At 71.9% G+C, this 17666-nt stretch carries 16 protein-coding genes; 11 read left to right on the top strand and 5 right to left on the bottom strand.

Going from position 1 to position 17666, the window contains the following annotated elements; genetic code table 11:
• The first annotated feature begins 33 nt into the window (after positions 1-33).
• From ACWG52_RS16175 to ACWG52_RS16165, 3 genes are all read left to right on the top strand, one after another.
• The gene (locus tag ACWG52_RS16175; protein WP_453129070.1) at positions 34-1860 is read left to right on the top strand and encodes an AMP-dependent synthetase/ligase; all 1827 of its coding nucleotides are present in this window, start codon (positions 34-36) and stop codon (positions 1858-1860) included.
• Positions 1861-1981: 121 nt separating this feature from the next.
• The gene (locus ACWG52_RS16170) at positions 1982-3652 is read left to right on the top strand and encodes an alpha/beta hydrolase (RefSeq protein ID WP_389808037.1); all 1671 of its coding nucleotides are present in this window, start codon (positions 1982-1984) and stop codon (positions 3650-3652) included.
• A gap of 136 nt (positions 3653-3788) precedes the next feature.
• Complete coding sequence (locus tag ACWG52_RS16165) at positions 3789-4286, top strand: hypothetical protein (protein WP_389808034.1); 498 nt, start codon at positions 3789-3791, stop codon at positions 4284-4286.
• A gap of 15 nt (positions 4287-4301) precedes the next feature.
• Here the strand turns inward: ACWG52_RS16165 and ACWG52_RS16160 are convergent, their stop codons facing one another.
• Positions 4302-4898 carry a dihydrofolate reductase family protein gene (locus ACWG52_RS16160; protein ID WP_389808031.1) on the bottom strand — a complete coding sequence of 199 codons (597 nt, stop codon included), beginning with the start codon at positions 4896-4898 and terminating at the stop codon, positions 4302-4304.
• A 394-nt stretch (positions 4899-5292) separates the two neighbouring features.
• Between ACWG52_RS16160 and ACWG52_RS16155 the strand changes: the two genes are divergently transcribed.
• Positions 5293-7029 (top strand): lytic transglycosylase domain-containing protein, encoded by a 1737-nt coding sequence (locus ACWG52_RS16155; protein WP_453128925.1) that lies wholly within the window; start codon positions 5293-5295, stop codon positions 7027-7029.
• Positions 7030-7214: 185 nt separating this feature from the next.
• On the opposite strand, the gene ACWG52_RS16150 is transcribed toward ACWG52_RS16155, so the two are convergent.
• Entirely contained in the window at positions 7215-7418 is a 204-nt protein-coding gene (locus ACWG52_RS16150) for a cold-shock protein (RefSeq protein ID WP_030012116.1), read from the bottom strand.
• Positions 7419-7655: 237 nt separating this feature from the next.
• Between ACWG52_RS16150 and ACWG52_RS16145 the strand changes: the two genes are divergently transcribed.
• From ACWG52_RS16145 to ACWG52_RS16130, 4 genes are all read left to right on the top strand, one after another.
• On the top strand, positions 7656-8519 hold the full coding sequence (locus tag ACWG52_RS16145; protein WP_033224152.1) for a menaquinone biosynthetic enzyme MqnA/MqnD family protein: 864 nt from the start codon (positions 7656-7658) through the stop codon (positions 8517-8519).
• 205 nt (positions 8520-8724) lie between these two features.
• The gene (locus tag ACWG52_RS16140; RefSeq protein ID WP_453128924.1) at positions 8725-10530 is read left to right on the top strand and encodes a protein kinase domain-containing protein; all 1806 of its coding nucleotides are present in this window, start codon (positions 8725-8727) and stop codon (positions 10528-10530) included.
• Positions 10531-10631: 101 nt separating this feature from the next.
• Entirely contained in the window at positions 10632-11831 is a 1200-nt protein-coding gene (mqnC, locus tag ACWG52_RS16135; RefSeq protein WP_033224154.1) for a cyclic dehypoxanthinyl futalosine synthase, read from the top strand.
• 16 nt (positions 11832-11847) lie between these two features.
• Entirely contained in the window at positions 11848-12492 is a 645-nt protein-coding gene (locus ACWG52_RS16130) for an imidazolonepropionase-like domain-containing protein (RefSeq protein ID WP_266352931.1), read from the top strand.
• Here the strand turns inward: ACWG52_RS16130 and ACWG52_RS16125 are convergent.
• Entirely contained in the window at positions 12458-12865 is a 408-nt protein-coding gene (locus ACWG52_RS16125; protein WP_389808021.1) for a helix-turn-helix domain-containing protein, read from the bottom strand. The two genes, ACWG52_RS16130 and ACWG52_RS16125, sit on opposite strands and share 35 nt — an antisense overlap.
• Before the next feature lie 50 nt (positions 12866-12915).
• Entirely contained in the window at positions 12916-13821 is a 906-nt protein-coding gene (locus tag ACWG52_RS16120; RefSeq protein ID WP_389808018.1) for a DUF3152 domain-containing protein, read from the bottom strand.
• Positions 13822-14087: 266 nt separating this feature from the next.
• On the opposite strand from ACWG52_RS16120, the gene ACWG52_RS16115 reads away from it, so the two are divergent.
• Together ACWG52_RS16115 and ACWG52_RS16110 are read left to right on the top strand one after the other, a co-directional pair.
• The gene (locus ACWG52_RS16115; protein WP_375941261.1) at positions 14088-14780 is read left to right on the top strand and encodes a demethylmenaquinone methyltransferase; all 693 of its coding nucleotides are present in this window, start codon (positions 14088-14090) and stop codon (positions 14778-14780) included.
• Between the two features lie 5 nt (positions 14781-14785).
• Positions 14786-15715 (top strand): glutaminase, encoded by a 930-nt coding sequence (locus ACWG52_RS16110; RefSeq protein ID WP_389808014.1) that lies wholly within the window; start codon positions 14786-14788, stop codon positions 15713-15715.
• A gap of 37 nt (positions 15716-15752) precedes the next feature.
• Here the strand turns inward: ACWG52_RS16110 and ACWG52_RS16105 are convergent, their stop codons facing one another.
• A complete protein-coding gene (locus ACWG52_RS16105) occupies positions 15753-16280 on the bottom strand; it encodes a GNAT family N-acetyltransferase (RefSeq protein WP_389808012.1) in 528 nt (175 codons plus the stop codon).
• Positions 16281-16377: 97 nt separating this feature from the next.
• Between ACWG52_RS16105 and ACWG52_RS16100 the strand changes: the two genes are divergently transcribed.
• Entirely contained in the window at positions 16378-17661 is a 1284-nt protein-coding gene (locus tag ACWG52_RS16100) for a geranylgeranyl reductase family protein (RefSeq protein WP_033224161.1), read from the top strand.
• Positions 17662-17666: the final 5 nt, after the last annotated feature.

Genomic DNA, 17666 nt, shown 5'->3' with positions numbered 1-17666 from the left:
GGGGCCGTAGAACCGGTCGAACCCGTCAAGACCATGATCGACGGAGTGGTCCGCGAGGTCCGGGTGCCCGCACTGGTGGGCCCCCCGGACCGCGGATCCCTCGGAGACATCCCCTTCCACAACGCCCGGGAGGCTCCCGGGGAAGCGGTGCTCGCCCGCAAGGACCGGGACGGCGTCTGGCACGACGTCTCGGCCGCGCAGTTCGCGGCCGAGGTGCTCGCCGTGGCCAAGGGCCTCATCGCCGAAGGGCTCCGCGAGGGCGACCGGCTCGCCATCATGGCCCGCACGACCTACGAATGGACCCTGCTCGACTTCGCCGGCTGGGCCGCCGGCCTGGTCACCGTACCGATCTACCCCACCTCCTCCGCCCTCCAGGCACGCTGGATCATCCAGGACTCCGGAGCCGTCGCCTGCGCCGTCGAGGACACCGCACAAGCCCGACTCATCAGCGGCGAACGCGGCAACCTGCCCTGGCTGACCCACCTGTGGGAATTCGACACCGGCGCGTTGGCCCGGCTGGTCAAGGCCGGCGAACGCATCCCCGACGCGGTGGTGCACCACCGGCGGAGCGCCCGCACACCGGACTCCGTCGCCACCCTCATCTACACCTCGGGCACCACCGGGCAACCCAAGGGCTGCGTGATCACCCACGCCAACTTCTTCGCCCAGGTCGACAACGCGGTGGAGCTGCTGCACCCCGTCTTCAGATCCGCGAGCAAGGACCCCGCCTCCACCCTGCTGTTCCTACCGCTCAGCCACGTCTTCGGGCGGATGGTGGCCGTCGGCTGCATGCGTGCACGCGTCAAACTCGGACACGCGCCCAGCATCGGTACCGAGGACCTCCTCGCCGACCTCGCCGGCTTCCGGCCCACCTTCCTCCTGGCCATCCCCTACGTGCTGGAGAAGGTCTACAACACCGCCCGCGCCACCGCCGAGAAGATGGGCCGGGCCTCCTCCTTCGACCGGGCCGCCCGTATCGCGCAGCGCTTCGCCGAGATCGCCGAGGACAAGACCCCCGGACTCGTGCTGCGCCTCGCCCGTTCCGTCTACGACCCCCTCGTCTACCGGCGCATCAGGGCCGCGCTCGGCGGCCGCGTCCGCTACGTCCTGAGCGGCGGATCACCGCTGGGCCGACGGCTCGCCGCCTTCTACACCGGCGCCGGCATCGAGGTCTTCGAAGGCTACGGACTGACCGAGACCACCGGCGCCAGCACCGTCACCCCGCCGCAGCGGCCCCGCCTCGGCACCGTCGGCTGGCCGCTGCCGGGCACCGCCGTACGGATCGCCGACGACGGCGAGGTGCTGCTCGGCGGCGGCCACGTCTTCGCCGGCTACTGGAACGCCGCGCACGCGGCCCCGTACGGGAGCTGGCTGGCCACCGGCGACATCGGCGAGCTCGACGCCGACGGATACCTGACCATCACCGGCCGCAAGAAGGAAATGATCATCACCTCCGGCGGCAAGAACGTGGCTCCGGCACCGCTGGAGGACTGGCTGCGGGCCCATCCACTGGTCGGCCAGTGCATGGTCGTCGGCGACAACCGGCCCTACATCACCGCGCTGATCACCCTCGAACCCGACGGGTTGCAGCACCGGCGCCAGATGCACAAGAAGCAGAACATGCCGATGCGCGACCTCGTGCGGGACGAGGAACTGCGGGCGGACCTCCAGCGGGCGGTGGACGAGGCGAACCGGCTGGTCTCACGGGCCGAGTCGATCCGCCGCTTCACCGTCCTGGCCGCCGACTTCACCGAGGCACGCGGCCACCTGACCCCGTCCCTCAAGCTCCGGCGGGGCGCGATCGCCCGGGACTACGCGGACCGGATCCAGGAGCTGTACCGGGGGCCGCGGGAGGACTGACCGGGCCCGGGGCCGGGCCGGGAACGGGGCCGACCGGGGCCCCGGTCACTGGGCGGGCGGGCCCCACGGGCCCGGTCTATGGTGGGCAGATGGGTCCGGGGGGCCGCCCGAGGAGGGCGCAGTGCACCGTTCCCGAGTCCGTAGGGCGATAGCCACCGGCGCAGCCGCCGGCACGCTGCTCCTGGCCTCATTGGGGGCCGCCCCGCCGCCCACGCCCACCCCGAGCCCGACCCGCAGCCCCACGCCCGCGCCCACCACGCCCGCCCCCCGGGGCGACCACGATCCCCTGACGCGGTTCCACACCCAGCGCGTCCGCTGGGGCGACTGCCCCGACAAGCCGGTCCCCGCCGAGATGCGGTGCGCCGTCGTGGAGGTCCCGCTCGACTACGCGGCTCCCGGCAAGGGCACGGTCCAGGTGGCCCTGGGCCGGATCCCGGCCACCGACCCGGACCGGCGCATCGGCTCGCTCCTGATCAACTTCGGCGGCCCCGGCGCTTCGGGCATGGCGGGCCTCGCCGCCGACCCCAAGTCGTTCGCCGACCTCGGCGAACGCTACGACCTCATCGGCTTCGACCCCCGCGGTGTGGGCCACAGCGACCCCGTCTCCTGCGCCGGCTCCCGGGAGCCGGAGCCCGAGATCGACCCGAACGCCGACACCGCCGCCGTTCTCGCCGCCATGCGGGAAGCGGTCGAGCAGTGCCGACGCTCCTCCGGCCCGGTCCTCGCGCACATCGGAACCGTCGACGCGGCCCGCGACATGGACGTGATCCGCCGCGTCCTCGGGGACAAGAAGCTCAACTACCTCGGCTTCTCCTACGGCAGCCGGCTCGGAGCCGTGTACGCCGCCCAGTACCCCCGCACCACCGGCCGCATGGTCCTCGACGGCATCGACACCCTCACCGAACCGCTGACCGAGCAGGCCCTCGTATCGGCACGGGCCCAGCAACGGGCCCTGGACAACTTCCTGACCTGGTGCGCCCATCAGACCGACTGCGTCTACGGGACGAACACCCGTACCGCCAGGGAGAAGGTGGCCGCCCTCGTGGAGCGGCTCGACGAGGAGCCGCTGGTCGGGCGGGACGGCACCGACCTGAACGGCTTCGCCGCATCCCTCGCGATCGGCCAGGCCCTGTACTCACCGAGCGTGTGGCCCGTGCTCGCCAAGTCGCTGGCCCTGGCGGAGACCAAGAAGGACCCGGCCGGACTGCTGGCTCTGCTCGGCCTGGGAGAGCCGACGGACCCGACCGACCCGACGGACCCGACCGACCCGACGGAACCGGCCACGCCGACCGACCCACCGGAGTCACCGGACACGGCGCGGGGCGACAGGTTCGGACCGGTGCCCGCCGACAACGCCGCCGCCGCCCTCGCCGCCGTGTCCTGCGCCGACGACCCCGACCGGTCGATCGAGAAGGCCACCCCGGCCGCCCTGGAGAAGGAGTTCACCGAACTGGGGGAGGAGTTCCTCAAGGTCTCCGAGGTGTTCGGGCCGCGGCAGCTGGTGACCGTGCTGGCGTGCTACGGATGGCCCGCCGGCACCGACTTCATCCGCAAGATCGACCACCCCGGGGCACCGCCGATGCTGCTGGTCGGCACCCGCGGCGACCCGGCGACGCCGTACGAGTGGACGGAGGAGACGGCCGAACGGCTCGGCTCGGCGGTGATCGTGGACCACAAGGGCGACGGACACACCGGCTTCGCCGGCTCGCCCTGCGTACGGGAGTACATCGACGAGTTCCTCCTCTACGGGCGCCTCCCGTCCGGCACCCGGTCCTGCCCGGCCGGAGAATGAACCGCCGGCGCCGACCCCGTACTCCGGGGTCGCCGTCCCCTCACGTGGGTATGCGGCATCCGAGGGATCGAGGGGGCGGGGTGTGGTGGGGCGTGGTGGGCGGGTGTGGGGGCGGGGGGTCGCCGGGGGTGGCGCCGTGGTGGTGCTCGGTCTCGCCGCGTGGCTGACGTGGCTGCTGCCCGGGCCGCAGATGGCCGCCGTGCTCGGGTTCGGGCCCGTCGACGGGGTCGTCTCCATCCAGGAGTGCTACGAGGCGAGCGACGCCGAGGGCTACGCGACCGGCACCGACTGCACCGGCCGCTACACCTCCCGACGGTCGGACGGGCCGCCCCGCGACATCGTCCTGGACACGGCCGCCGACGACCACCGGCCCGGTACCCGGGTGGAGGTCAGGACGGCGCGGGGGCGGGCGTACGAACTGTCGGGCGGCGCCGTGTTCCACTTCGGCAGCGTCATCGGCCTGCTGTGGGTGCCGTTCCTGGTCCTGGCGGCCTGGCTGTTCGCCTGCGCGCGCCACGGCAGGGTGGCGGACGGCGAGGGCTATGTCCTCGTGGCCCTGGCGGGCCTGGTCATCGTGTTCGTGCCGGCCGCCGTCGCCGGGATCCTGGTCGAGATCTGCATGCTGATCTTCTGATCCGCCCGACGCCTCCTAGCTCTTGGTGATCGGGCGGTAGGTGCACACGTGCACACCGGCCGGGCTGATCGTCGTGGAGACCAGTTCGAGCGTGCGCAGCCCGCCGTCGGTCGGGAAGATCGACTTACCGCCGCCGAGCAGTACGGGCATGACCATCAGCCGGAGTTCGTCGACCAGGCCCTCGCTCAGCAGGGTGCGTACGAGGGTGGGGCTGCCCATGACCACCAGGTCGCCGCCTTCGGTCTCGCGCAGTTCCCGGAGGTGGGCGACGGCCTTGTCGCCGGCGATGCGCGTGGTGTTGTTCCACGTCAGGTCGCCCTCGCCCAGGGTCTGGGAGACGACGTACTTCGGGAGGGAGTTCATCCGGTCGGCGAACGGGTCGCCCGCCCGGTCGGGCCAGGCCGCGGCCATGGTCTGCCAGGTGCGGCGCCCGAACAGCAGGGCCTCGGCGTTCTCCATCGCCTCGGAGAAGGAGCCGCCGACCACCTCCGGGTCGAAGAACGGGTGCGACCAGCCGCCGTGGGCGAAGCCGCCGGCGTCGTCCTCGCCCTGGCCGCCCGGGGCCTGTACGACGCCGTCCAGGCTGATGAACTCGGTGATGACGATGCGCATGGGTTCTTCCTCTGCCTCGGTCCGGTGTGTACGGAGGGGAGACCGTCGTGCTCCCCGGAACTCATCGCGCCCGGCCGGACTTTGTCGAGTGATCCGGGTCACATCATCGGCGGCTCCGGGGAACCGTACTCGGCGTCGGCGGGATCCGTGGGCGCTTTCGGTCGCCGACGCGGCCGGCGAGAGGTGGTAGAAATGCACAGTCACCGGGGTGATTCGGGCGGGGGTGTCGGACGTCTGTCCAATCGGCCGTGAGACCCGGGTGAAGTCGAGACGAATGGTGCGTCACATCTCCCGAAGGGACGGCGAGTCGGGGGCGAATACCTGATAGACAGTGGATATTCACGGCTGGACCAGCCGCATACATTTGACGGCTCCTTGGGGGGATCGCCGCACTGTGAAGCCGCTTCACCGTCACCTCGTCAACACCTCGCGCAAGGTCCTGTGCACGGCCGCGCTCGCGGCCAGCCTGACCACCGCCGCGGTCGTGACCAGTCCGTCGACCGCCGACGCGGGAGAGTCCGAGCCCACTCCGGACAGTCCGCAGGCCGCCGACCGCGGTGACGCCCGGCTGGATCTGCCCGACATCGTCGCCGACCCGCCGCCCACCGGGGTGGGGGCGCCGGAGGGGGCCAGCGGGATACCCGCGACCGCCCTCGACGCGTATCACCGTGCCGAGGTGTCGGTGGCTGCCGCGCTCCCCACCTGCAAGCTGCCGTGGCAGCTGCTCGCGGGCATCGGCCGGGTGGAGTCCGTCCACGCCTCGGGCTACGGGCTCAAGGCGGACGGATACACCGAGAAGCCCATCCGCGGTCCCCGCCTGGACGGCAACGGCTTCGCCGAGATCCGGGACACGGACAAGGGCGAGTGGGACGCGGACGCGGTGTACGACCGGGCCGTCGGCCCGATGCAGTTCATCCCGTCCACCTGGGCCAAGTGGGGCGCGGACGGCAACGGCGACGCCAAGCGGGACCCGAACAACATCTACGACGCGGCGCTGGGCGCGGGCCTCTACCTGTGCGCGGGTGACCGCGACCTGTCGAACGAGGCCAAGCTCGACCAGGCGATCCTCAGCTACAACAACTCCCGCGAGTACGTGAACACCGTGCTCGGCTTCATGCGCCAGTACCAGGCCGGCGTCGGCGAGGTGGCGAACCCGCCCGTCGGGAACTATCCGACGCAGCCGCCCGGCACCCTTCCCACCCCGAGGGTGCCGGTCACGCCGTCGAATCCGGTGACGCCGACCCCAGCCCCCAAGCCGACCCCCACGCCGACGCCGAAGCCCACGCCGACCCCGACGCCGACCCCGGAGCAGCCGAAGCCGGCCACGCCGCGCCTGGCGTCGCTGACGGTCCTCGACGGTCCCGGCCTCGCGGCCGAGGCCGGCGCCGCCTTCGCGGAGGTCCCCCGGGTCAAGGTGCTCCTCAGCGACGGCAAGCCCGCCGTCAACCAGGAGGTGGTCTTCGCGGTCGAGAAGGACACCACCGGCGGCACCCGCTTCGGGACCGCGGACTCCCTGGTGATCAAGGCGGGCGCCGACGGCATCGCCGCCGCGCCCGGGCTCAAGGCGGGCTCCAAGGCCGGCACCTTCACCCTGCGGGCCTCGGCCTACGACCCGCAGGGCGGGTTCACCGTGAACTTCGACGGCAAGGTCACCGTGACGGTCGCCGACAAGCTGGCCCGCCCGGACGGCGCGAAGGTGCCGGAGGCGGTCGCCGGTAAGAGCTTCACCGGTGTGGAGGTCTTCGCAACCGCCGCCGGGAAGCCGGTCGCGGGTACCGAGACCATCGCCGACCTGGTCGTGAAGGACAAGGACGGCGCGTGGGTCCCGGTGGACGCGAACACCGCGAAGGCCCCGTTCTTCAAGGACGAGGCCGGGAAGCCGGTCTTCGGCCGGGTGCTGGCCAAGACCGCCGCCGACGGCAAGGTCGTCCTGCCGGAGCTCTTCACCACGGACGTGGCCCCGGGCCCCTACTTCGTGCGCCTGACCACGAAGGAGCAGGTGACCTTCGTCCTGGAGCTCAAGGTCACCGCTCCGGACACGACCACGACCCCGACCACACCGTCGACGCCGACCCCGGACCAGGTTCCGGCGAAGGACCCGGTCCCCGCGAAGGACCCGGCCCGCCCCTGAGGCTCGTACGCCAGTGGCCCCCGGCACCGTTTCCACGGTGCCGGGGGCCACTGCGTTCCCCGTCCACCCCGCCGGGGGGAGAGGTGGGGAAAAAGGCAGGAGCCCTGCCTGATCTGCTCGCGCAGAGGGGACAGGGCTCCTTGGGTACTGCTCTTCCAACCCGCGATTTAGGTTGGCCCAGGCGACTAGGCCGGGGTGACGTTCTCCGCCTGCGGGCCCTTCGGACCCTGCGTGACGTCGAAGTTCACCGTCTGGTTCTCCTCAAGGGAGCGGAAGCCAGAGGCGTTGATCGCGGAGTAGTGGACGAAGACATCCGGGCCGCCGCCGTCCTGGGCGATGAAGCCGAAGCCCTTTTCAGCGTTGAACCACTTCACGGTTCCGGTAGCCATGAGCCCTCCTATGGGCCAAAGGGTCGCCCTGCTCCAGAACCTGCTAAGAAGTCTGAAAACTACAAAAGCCTGCGGGTCACATTCTCCGCAGGCCTCGTACTGCAAGGGAAACCAAACTGCAACTTGCGTCGAGCCTAGCACGCACCCTGCGGCGGAGACCAGAGGGAAAGATCACGTCACCCGGACGTTTGAGACCCGCCGCAAGGCTGACGCTGACACGGGGGCTAGTCTCGCGATGTGGACGTCTATCGCAGCCGGCCCCGTGTCGGCCACATTCAGTTCCTGAACTGCCTTCCCCTCTACTGGGGGCTGGCCAGAACCGGCACGCTGCTGGACCTGGAGCTGACCAAGGACTCCCCCGAGAAACTCAGTGAGCGCCTCGTCCAGGGAGACCTGGACATCGCCCCGATCACCCTCGTGGAGTTCCTCCGCAACGCCGACCAGCTCGTCGCCTTCCCCGACATCGCCGTCGGCTGCGACGGTCCGGTGATGTCCTGCGTGATCGTCTCGCAGGTCCCCCTGGAGCAGCTCGACGGAGCCCGCGTCGCACTCGGCTCCACCTCTCGTACGTCCGTACGCCTCGCTCAGCTGCTGCTTTCCGAGCAGTACGGGGTACGACCCGACTACTACACCTGCCCGCCCGACCTGAGCGTGATGATGCAGGAGGCGGACGCGGCCGTACTGATCGGGGACGCCGCGCTGCGGGCCTCCCTGCACGACGCGCCCCGGCTCGGGCTGACGGTGCACGACCTGGGCCACATGTGGAAGGAGTGGACCGGGCTGCCGTTCGTCTTCGCCGTCTGGGCCGCCCGCAAGGACTACCTCGCCCGCGAGCCCGCCGTCGTGCGGGAGGTCCACGAGGCCTTCCTCTCCTCCCGGGACGTGTCCCTGGAGGAGGTCACCAAGGTGGCCGAGCAGGCGGCCCGCTGGGAGGCCTTCGACGCGGAGCTGCTGGAGCGGTACTTCACGACGCTCGACTTCCGCTTCGGTCCCGATCAGCTCGCCGGCGTACGTGAATTCGCACGCCGTACGGGAGCGACGACCGGGTATCCCACGGATGTCGCCGTGGAGCTGCTGAGCACGGTGGTCCAGGAGTGCTGAGCGGGTTTACCCCGCGGTAGTCCAAAGGGCGGGCGGTCGAATGTGCGGTTTACCGGGAATTCTCGCCCTTTTCGCATTTCTCGGCTCGGCGTGGAAATGCAAAAGGGTGACCGTGCTCCGTCCCCCGCCCCACCCGGCAACGCCTAGGCTGCTGCTCGGCCGGGCGGCACAAGGCGCCCGGGATCACGGGGAATTGGGGGACGCGATGCAGCCGCTCGAAGCCGGTGAGCCGCGCACCATCGGCGCCTACCGGCTGCTCGGCCGGCTCGGCGCGGGTGGCATGGGCCGGGTCTACCTGGGGCGCAGCGCGGGCGGCCGGACCGTCGCCGTCAAGATCGTGCACCCGCATTTCGCCTCCGACGAGGAGTTCCGGGCCCGGTTCCGCCGCGAGGTGGAGGCGGCCCGCCGGGTGGGCGGGGAGTGGACCGCGCCGGTGCTGGACGCGGACCCCGAGGCTCCGGTGCCGTGGGTGGCCACCGGGTACGTGGCCGGGCCCTCCCTGGACCGCGCGCTGGCCGCGCACGGCCCGCTCCCCGAGGCCTCGGTACGGGCGATCGGCGCGGGGCTGGCCCGTGCCCTGGTGGCCGTGCACGGTCTGGGCCTCGTGCACCGGGACGTGAAGCCGTCGAACGTGATGCTGACCCTGGACGGGCCGCGGTTGATCGACTTCGGGATCGCGCGGGCCACGGACGGTACCGCCTCCCTCACCTCCACCGGGGTCTCCATCGGCTCGCCCGGCTACATGTCGCCCGAGCAGATCCTCGGCAAGGGGGTCACCGCGGCGGCCGACGTGTTCTCGCTCGGCGCGGTGATGGCCTTCGCCGCGACCGGGCGGCCGCCCTTCAGCGGGGACAACTCCGCGACCCTCCTCTACAAGGTGGTGCACGAGCCGCCGGAGCTCGGCGCGCTCCCGGCCGGGGAGCTGCGCGAGCTGATCGAGGCCTGCCTGGCCAAGACGGCCGCCGAGCGGCCGGCCCCCGAGACGGTCGCGGCGGCCCTGGGCGGGGCGTTGGACGCCCCCGGCTGGCTGCCCGGGCCGCTGGTCGAGGAGGCCAGCCGGGCCGCGGTGGCGCTGCTGGACCTGGACGCGGACACCTCCGGCGGCGGGCCCGAGGCGTCGGCGGGCCGGGGCTTCGCCGCGCCGCTCCCGTCGCATTCGCCGTACGCGGACGGCCCGTCCGGGCCGGTGCCGTTCACGGCCGCCTCGTACGGCGGCCCGGCCGGGGCGGTCGGCTTCGGGCCGCCCGACCCCGCGTACGGGGCGCCGGGGCCGGGCGTCGGCTCGCCGACCGCGGCCGCGGACCCGACCGGTGGATCCGGTCCGTACGCGAGCTCCGGCCAGGGAACCGCCGGCGGGGGGCTGCCCGGGCAGCGGACCGGCGCGCAGGATCCGGGCCGGCAGGTCACCGTCAGGGCGGCCGGGCGTCGGTTCAGCTGCACCGTGGTCCTGGCCGCGGCGGCCGTGCTGGCGGTGCTGTCCGGCGGGCTGTACTGGATGGACGTCCTGCCGGGCCAGGGCGGCCAGGAGCGGGACCTGGCCGACGCCGGGGCGCGCCCCTCGGCCTCCTCGCCCGCGCCGGGCGCCTCGGCCCCGAATCCGACGGGGACCCCCAGCGCGAGCGGGAGCCAGGCCGCGCCCAAGGGGACCCGGGAGGACGTCCCGAAGGAGTTCGTCGGCACCTGGAAGGGCACGGTCACCACCGCCCGGCTCGGCCTCTCCTCGGAGTTCGAGATCACCATCAAGGCCGGCCGGGTCGGTGAGGTCGTCGGCCGGGACAGGTCCGTCCTGGACATCCTGGGCACCGACTGCAGCGGCGACTGGAAGCTCTCCTCGGCCACCGACCGTTCGCTGGTCCTGGACACCGCGGGCGGCCCCAACCCGGCCCCCGGCGTCTGCTCCAACGGCTCCGCCGACGAGCGCTTCACGCTCAACGCGGACGGGACACTCCACTACAAGTCGGGCGACACCCCGGCCGGAAACCCCGAGGGCGACCTCAGGCGCAGCCCCTGAGACCCGCGCGCCAAGCCCCAGGGCTTGGCGCGTCAGGCCCTGGCGTAGGCTGGATCGGTCCGGACCTTGACACAGACACACCGCCGAAAGGTGACTCACCGGTGACCGACCAGGCCGTTCTCCAGTCTGTCCTCGACCGCGCCGCCGCGGGGGGCCGGATCACCAAGGAAGAGGCGCTCGACCTCTACCGCCACGCGCCGCTGCACGCGCTGGGCCAGGCGGCCGACGCCGTGCGCCGCCGCCGCTACGCCGGTACCGAGCACATCGCGACGTACATCATCGAGCGGAACATCAACTACACCAACGTGTGCGTCACGGCGTGCAAGTTCTGCGCCTTCTACGCGGCCCCCAAGGACGCGAAGAAGGGCTGGTCCCGCGACCTCGACGACATCCTGCGCCGCTGCGCGGAGACCGTCGAGCTCGGTGGCACCCAGATCATGTTCCAGGGCGGACACCACCCGGACTACGGCGTCGAGTACTACGAGCACCACTTCAGCGCCATCAAGAAGGACTTCCCGCAGCTGGTCATCCACTCCCTCGGCGCGTCCGAGGTCGAGCACATGGCCCGCATCTCGGGCGTCTCGGCGGAGGAGGCCATCCAGCGCATCCACGCCGCCGGCCTCGACTCCTTCGCGGGCGCCGGCGCCGAGCTGCTGCCGGAGCGGCCGCGTACGGCGATCGCCCCGCTCAAGGAGTCCGGCGAGCGCTGGCTGGAGATCATGGAGATCGCCCACAAGCTGGGCGTGGAGTCCACCTCCACCATGCTGATGGGTACCGGCGAGACCAACGCCGAGCGCATCGAGCACATCGCGATGATCCGGGACACCCAGGACCGTACGGGCGGCTTCCGCGCCTTCATCCCGTACACCTACCAGCCCGAGAACAACCGCCTCAAGGGCCGCACGCAGGCGACGATCTTCGAGTACCTGCGCATGATCGCGATCGCGCGTCTCTTCCTCGACAACATCGCCCACATCCAGGGCTCCTGGCTGACCGTCGGCAAGGAGGCGGGCCAGCTCTCGCTGCACTACGGCGCCGACGACCTCGGATCGATCATGCTGGAGGAGAACGTCGTCTCCTCGGCCGGTGCCAAGCACCGCTCCAACCGCCAGGAGATCATCGACCTGATCCGCAAGGCGGGCCGCACCCCGGCGCAGCGCGCGACCACGTACGAGCACCTGCTCGTGCACGACGACCCGGCGAACGACCCGGTCGACGAGCGGGTGGTCTCGCACATCTCCTCCACCGCCATCGAGGGCGGCACGGCGCACCCCGAGCTGAAGCTCATCTCCACGAACTGACGACGCCCGCCGACCGATGTTGACGCTGCACACCGCCGAACTCCTGGTCATAGGTCCGGGGTCCGCGCCGCTGACGGGCGGCGCGGTCCTCGTCGACGGCGACCGGATAGCCCGCGTCGGGCCGTACGAGGAGGTCGCCGCGGCCCACCCGCACGCCCGGACCCGCCGCTGGCCGGGGGTGATCACCCCGGGGCTGGTGGTGCGCGGGGCGGACGAGCTGCTGGAGCGCACGTACTACCCGGACGACCCGTACGAGGTCACCGAGCTGGGCGCCGACCCGATCCGGGGTGCGGCGGCGCTGGACGCGCTGAAGATGACCGAGCCGCGGTGGGGACACAGTGCCCGGCGCGGTACGCAGCGGCTGCTGGCCCGCGGGGTGGTGGCGGTCTGCGGCCGCTTCACGATCCCGGCGGTACGCACGGCGGTGTCCCGGTCCGGGCTCGCGATCCTGCCGCCGGCCGCCTACGAGGGGCTGCCCGACCTGGACCCCTTCGCCGGGCGGGACGCTGCGGCGCAGGCCTTCCACGGCATCCTGGAGGCGGGGGTCCCGGCGCGGTTCGCGGCCTTCGCGGTGGCGGACGAGGCCGAGTTGCTGGAGCGGGGTGCGACCACGTGCGTGGCCACGGTCATCGGGGGACGGCTGCTCCACCGCCGTCGCTGAGCCCGATCCGGTCGCAGGGCCCGACGGCATCGGCGGCGCGTCGGGTGTCCTCCCGGGCGAGCGCGGCCAGCAGGCAGGCCTGCAGGCGGCTGATGCCGCCGAGCTTGGCCCGTATGTTCACCACGTGGAACTTGACGGTGCTGACGGAGAGTTGGAGCTCGACGGCGAGTTCCCGGTTGGAGGCGCCGGTGGCCAGGCACAGGAACACGGCCGACTCCTGCTCGGTCAGCTGGGCGTCGGTGGGCCGCTCGGCCCGGCCGTCCCCGTTCGCCGCGGTGCCGTCCGGCGCGTCCTCGGAGGGTGTCTGCGCCCCCGCGCCCGGCTCCTCGTAGGAGGGGAACCACGCCGGGACACTGAAGCTGACGACGCGCACGTGTTTTCTCCTAGCCCCCGGCCGACCTGCCCTGTCGGTCGGCTCTCCCCCTATGGGACGGACGGACCGGACAGGTAGGTTCCCTCCGCGTCGTACGGCCAGGCGTTGGACTTGCAGCCGAGGAGCCCCTTGATCTGCTGCATCATCGCGGGGGCGGGCTTTCCGGGGCCCGGGCAGCTCTCGTGACCGCGGCCGAGCTCGTGTCCGACCTCATGGTTGACGATCAGCGCCCGGTACTCCTCGGGCGTGCCGTCGAACTGCGGCGAACCCTCCTTCCAGCGCTTGAGGTTGACCACGACGGCGTGCCCCGTGCTGCAGTTGGTCTCGCCGATGAGCTCGGGCGTCTTCACGTCGCACAGGAGGTCCGTGGTTTTCGGGGTGGCGATCTTGATGGTGAAATCGACCGGCTGACCCGCCGCGACGAGCTGGAAGCCGTACTTCGGGTCCTGGGTCCAGCCGCGCGGGTCCCCGAGGATCGCCTCGACCGAGCGGGCGGCCGACTCCGGGTCGACCCCGCTGCCGTCCTCGACCTCGACCCGCCAACGCCGCGCGGTCCCCTTGCCCTGGGCCTTGCCGGCGGTGGTGGAGGTCTTGAAGGCGCCCGGCTGGGTGGGTGTCGCGGAGCCGGTCGAGGGCGTGGGTGAGGCCGGGGGAGACGCCGCCGGCGAGGTGGACGGCTTCGGGGAGACGGACTCCTGGCCGCCCTGCGGGACGGCGTTCCCGGAGCCGTCCGCGGATTCCCCGGCCGTCGGGTCGGGCCGGGTCGCCGCCCGGCCCGCGGCGGCTTTCGCGTCGTCGTCGTCCTGGGGCAGCAGGGTGTACGCGGTCGCGGAGAGCACGACCACCGCCGCCGAGCCGAGGAGGATCGTGCGGCGCAGCCGCTTGCGCCGCTCGGCCCGGCGCTGGGCGCGCGGGCTGCTGCGGCGGGAGCGACCGTCGGAATGGCCTGCCGGCATCGTGAAGCTTCCTGTTCGTGGCGGCCCCTGCCGGAACGGCCACGATTCGGTCACCGATCCGGTGGGTGACCCTCACCGGGCCGCACCCTGTCAGTCAACGTGTCCGCCGGGGCGTCGCGTAACTGTCCTTCGGAACAGTTTCCGACACCCCTCAGGTGGGAAAGGAGGGCGGGGGTGTCGGAGCCCGCGCGGCTCGCGGAGGGTGCGGCCTGAGAGGATGGGTGCGTACCCGCCGATCCGCATCGCACACCGAGGGGCGAACGCCAGTGACAAGGGCTTCCCTGGACAAGCAGCCGCACGAAGTCGCCTCCATGTTCGACGGCATCGCGGCGAAATACGACCTCACCAACGACGTCATCTCGCTGGGCCAGGCCCGACTGTGGCGCAAGGAGGTCGCCAAGGCGGTCGGCGCGCGCCCCGGGCACGTGGTCCTCGACCTGGCCGCCGGAACCGCCACCTCCTCGCTGCCCTTCGCCGCCACCGGCGCGTACGTCGTCCCCTGCGACTTCTCCCTGGGCATGCTCATGGAGGGCAAGAAGCGGCACGCGTGGCTGCCGCTGACCGCCGGCGACGCGACGAAGCTGCCGTTCCGGGACGACGTCTTCGACACCGTCACGATCTCCTTCGGGCTGCGCAACGTCCAGGACACCGACGCCGCCCTGCGCGAGCTGTACCGGGTGACGAAGCCCGGCGGGCAGGTCGTCATCTGCGAGTTCTCGCAGCCGACCTGGGCGCCGTTCCGCACGGTCTACATGGAGTACCTGATGCGGGCGCTGCCGCCGGTGGCCCGCACGGTGGTGTCCGACCCGGACCCGTACGTCTACCTCGCCGAGTCCATCCGCGAATGGCCCGACCAGCCGGCGCTGGCCGCCCTGCTGCAGAAGGCCGGCTGGACCGAGGTCGCCTGGCGCAACCTCAGCGGCGGCATCGTCGCGCTGCACAGAGGCATCAAGGACTGACGGCGGTGCCTGACGTCGCACGCACCGACTACGGGCCGCTGCTGGAGCGGATCGCGGCCGACATCGCCCCGCTGATCGGCAGCGGCACTCCGGCCGAGTACATCCCGGCGCTGGCCTCCGTGGACCGGCGGCGGTTCGGGATGGCCATCGCCGACCTCGACGGCAACGTCTTCGGGGTCGGCGACTGGCGGGTGCCCTTCTCCGCCCAGTCCATCACCAAGGTCTTCGCGCTCGCCCTGGCGCTGGCCGAGGGAGGCGACAGCCTGTGGGAGCGGGTCGGGCGGGAACCCTCCGGCAACCCGTTCAACTCACTCGTACAACTGGAGTACGAAAGCGGCATTCCGCGCAATCCATTCATCAACGCGGGCGCCCTCGTGGTCACCGACCGGCTCCAGACGCTGACGGGTGACGCGAGCAGTGAACTGCTGGAGTTCCTTCGGCAGGAGAGCGGGAACCCGGACATCGGCTTCGACGCCGAGGTCGCGGCCTCCGAGCAGGAGCACGGCGACCGCAACGCCGCCGTCGCCCACTTCATGGCCTCCTACGGGAACATCGACAACCCGGTACCCGCGCTGCTGGATCACTACTTCTGGCAGTGCTCCATCGAGATGAGCTGCGCCGACCTGGCCCGCGCCGGACGCTTCCTGGCCCGGCACGGGCTCCGCGCGGACGGCACCCGGCTGCTGACGCGCAGCGAGGCCAAGCAGATCAACGCGGTGATGCTGACCTGCGGGACGTACGACGCGGCGGGCGAGTTCGCCTACCGCGTCGGGCTGCCCGGCAAGAGCGGCGTGGGCGGCGGGATCGTCGCGGTGGTCCCGGGCCGGTGCGTCCTGGCCGTCTGGAGCCCCGGCCTCGACGCCCGCGGCAACTCGGTGGCGGGCGTGGCCGCCCTCGACCGCTTCACCACCCTGACGGGCCTCTCCGTCTTCTGACGCCCGGGGCTCCGCCCCAGGGCCGGGCGGAGCCCGGTCACTCGCCCCGCAGGGCCAGGACGTAACGCCGGCCCGGGTTGCCGCCCGGGGTGGTGAACTCCTCGGCCAGGGTCATGCCCAGACGCTCCGCCACCGCCACCGAACGCGCGTTCCGGGCGTCGATCATCGCCACCACGTGCGGGACGCCGGCCGCGCGGACCCGCTCCAGCGTGGCCAGCGCGGCGGCGTACGCGTAGCCCTGGCCCCACGCGGAGCGACCCAGGCGCCAGCCGATCTCGATCTCGCCCACCGGGCCCCACTCCTTCTCGCGCGGCCACGGTTGGGCGCCGGTGAAGCCGATCACCGCGCCCCGCGCGTCCACCAGGGTCCACAGGCAGTAGCCCAGCTGGGCGTCGTGCATGCGCTGGCGCGCGGTGAACTCCTCGTACGCGGACAGCTCCGCGGGACCTCCCAGGAACTCCATGACGTCGGGATCGGCGAACGCCGCGTGCCAGGCGTGCGCGTCCTCGTCCGTGGGCACGCGGAGCTGTACGGAGGGAAGCGGCCGGGTCGGCGAGGTGGTCATCGGAGGCACCCTTCGGATCGTGATCTCTCTCGCTGCATAGACTGCACATGTCCGGTGCCGTTGGGCACCCTTTATCGAGCCTTCGGGAGACCCCGCAGTGACCGAGCTCCTCTCCGAACACTCCGCGGACGTGATCGTCGTCGGGGCCGGGCCCGCCGGCTCGACCACCGCCTACTACCTCGCCAAGGCCGGATTGGACGTCCTGCTGCTGGAGAAGACGGCGTTCCCCCGCGAGAAGGTCTGCGGCGACGGCCTCACCCCGCGCGCCACCAAGCAGCTCGTGGCGATGGGCATCGACATCTCCGAAGAGGCCGGCTGGCTGCGGAACAAGGGTCTGCGGATCATCGGCGGCGGGCAGCGGCTCCAGCTGGATTGGCCGGAACTCGCCTCCTATCCGGACTACGGACTCGTCCGCAAGCGCGACGACTTCGACGAGACCCTGGCCCGCCAGGCGCAGAAGGCCGGCGCCCGGCTGTACGAGCGCTGCACCGTCGGCGAGCCGGTGCGCGACGCGCGCACCGGTCACATCACCGGCGTGCACGCCAAGCTGGGCGAGGAGAAGACCCCGGTCACCTTCCACGCCCCGCTCGTGGTCGCCGCCGACGGCAACTCCTCCCGGCTGTCCCTGGCGATGGGCCTGCACCGGCGCGAGGACCGCCCGATGGGCGTGGCCGTACGGACGTACTTCACCTCGCCGCGGCACGACGACGACTACCTGGAGTCCTGGCTGGAGCTGTGGGACCGGCGCGGAGCGCAGGACCGGCTGCTGCCCGGCTACGGCTGGATCTTCGGCATGGGCGACGGCACCTCCAACGTCGGCCTCGGCATCCTCAACTCCTCCTCCGCCTTCAAGGAGCTGGACTGGCGCGAGGTCCTCAAGGCCTGGTGCGCCTCCATGCCGGAGGACTGGGGCTACACCCCCGAGAACATGACGCAGCCGATCCGCGGCGCGGCCCTGCCGATGGCCTTCAACCGGCAGCCGCACTACACGAAGGGCCTGCTGCTGGTCGGCGACGCGGGCGGGCTCGTCAACCCGTTCAACGGCGAGGGCATCGCCTACGCCATGGAGTCGGGCCGGATCGCGGCCGACGTCATCGTGCAGGCCCATGCCCGGGCCACCCCGGCCCAGCGCGAGCTGGCGCTGCACAACTACCCGAAGGTGCTCAAGGAGACCTACGGCGGCTACTACACCCTGGGCCGCGCCTTCGTGAAGCTGATCGGCAACCCGAAGGTCATGAAGATCGCCGCCCAGCGCGGTCTGACCCACCCGGTGCTGATGCGGTTCACCCTGAAGATGCTGGCCAACCTGACCGACCCGACGGGTGGCGACGCGATGGACCGCATCATCAACGGCCTCTCGAAGGTGGCCCCGAAGGCCTGAGCCGC

The organism is Streptomyces sp. CLCI03 (genome assembly GCF_053615355.1).
This window is presented reverse-complemented; position numbering and strand designations above follow the sequence as displayed.

Bases quoted from the DNA above. Each gene is read 5' to 3' on its own strand.
- ACWG52_RS16120 (WP_389808018.1), bottom strand. From the start codon at position 13,821: ATGCCGGCAGGCCATTCCGACGGTCGCTCCCGCCGCAGCAGCCCGCGC.
- ACWG52_RS16140 (WP_453128924.1), top strand. From the start codon at position 8,725: ATGCAGCCGCTCGAAGCCGGTGAGCCGCGCACCATCGGCGCCTACCGG.
- ACWG52_RS16160 (WP_389808031.1), bottom strand. From the start codon at position 4,898: ATGCGCATCGTCATCACCGAGTTCATCAGCCTGGACGGCGTCGTACAG.
- ACWG52_RS16150 (WP_030012116.1), bottom strand. From the start codon at position 7,418: ATGGCTACCGGAACCGTGAAGTGGTTCAACGCTGAAAAGGGCTTCGGC.
- ACWG52_RS16105 (WP_389808012.1), bottom strand. From the start codon at position 16,280: ATGACCACCTCGCCGACCCGGCCGCTTCCCTCCGTACAGCTCCGCGTG.
- ACWG52_RS16175 (WP_453129070.1), top strand. From the start codon at position 34: ATGATCGACGGAGTGGTCCGCGAGGTCCGGGTGCCCGCACTGGTGGGC.
- ACWG52_RS16130 (WP_266352931.1), top strand. From the start codon at position 11,848: ATGTTGACGCTGCACACCGCCGAACTCCTGGTCATAGGTCCGGGGTCC.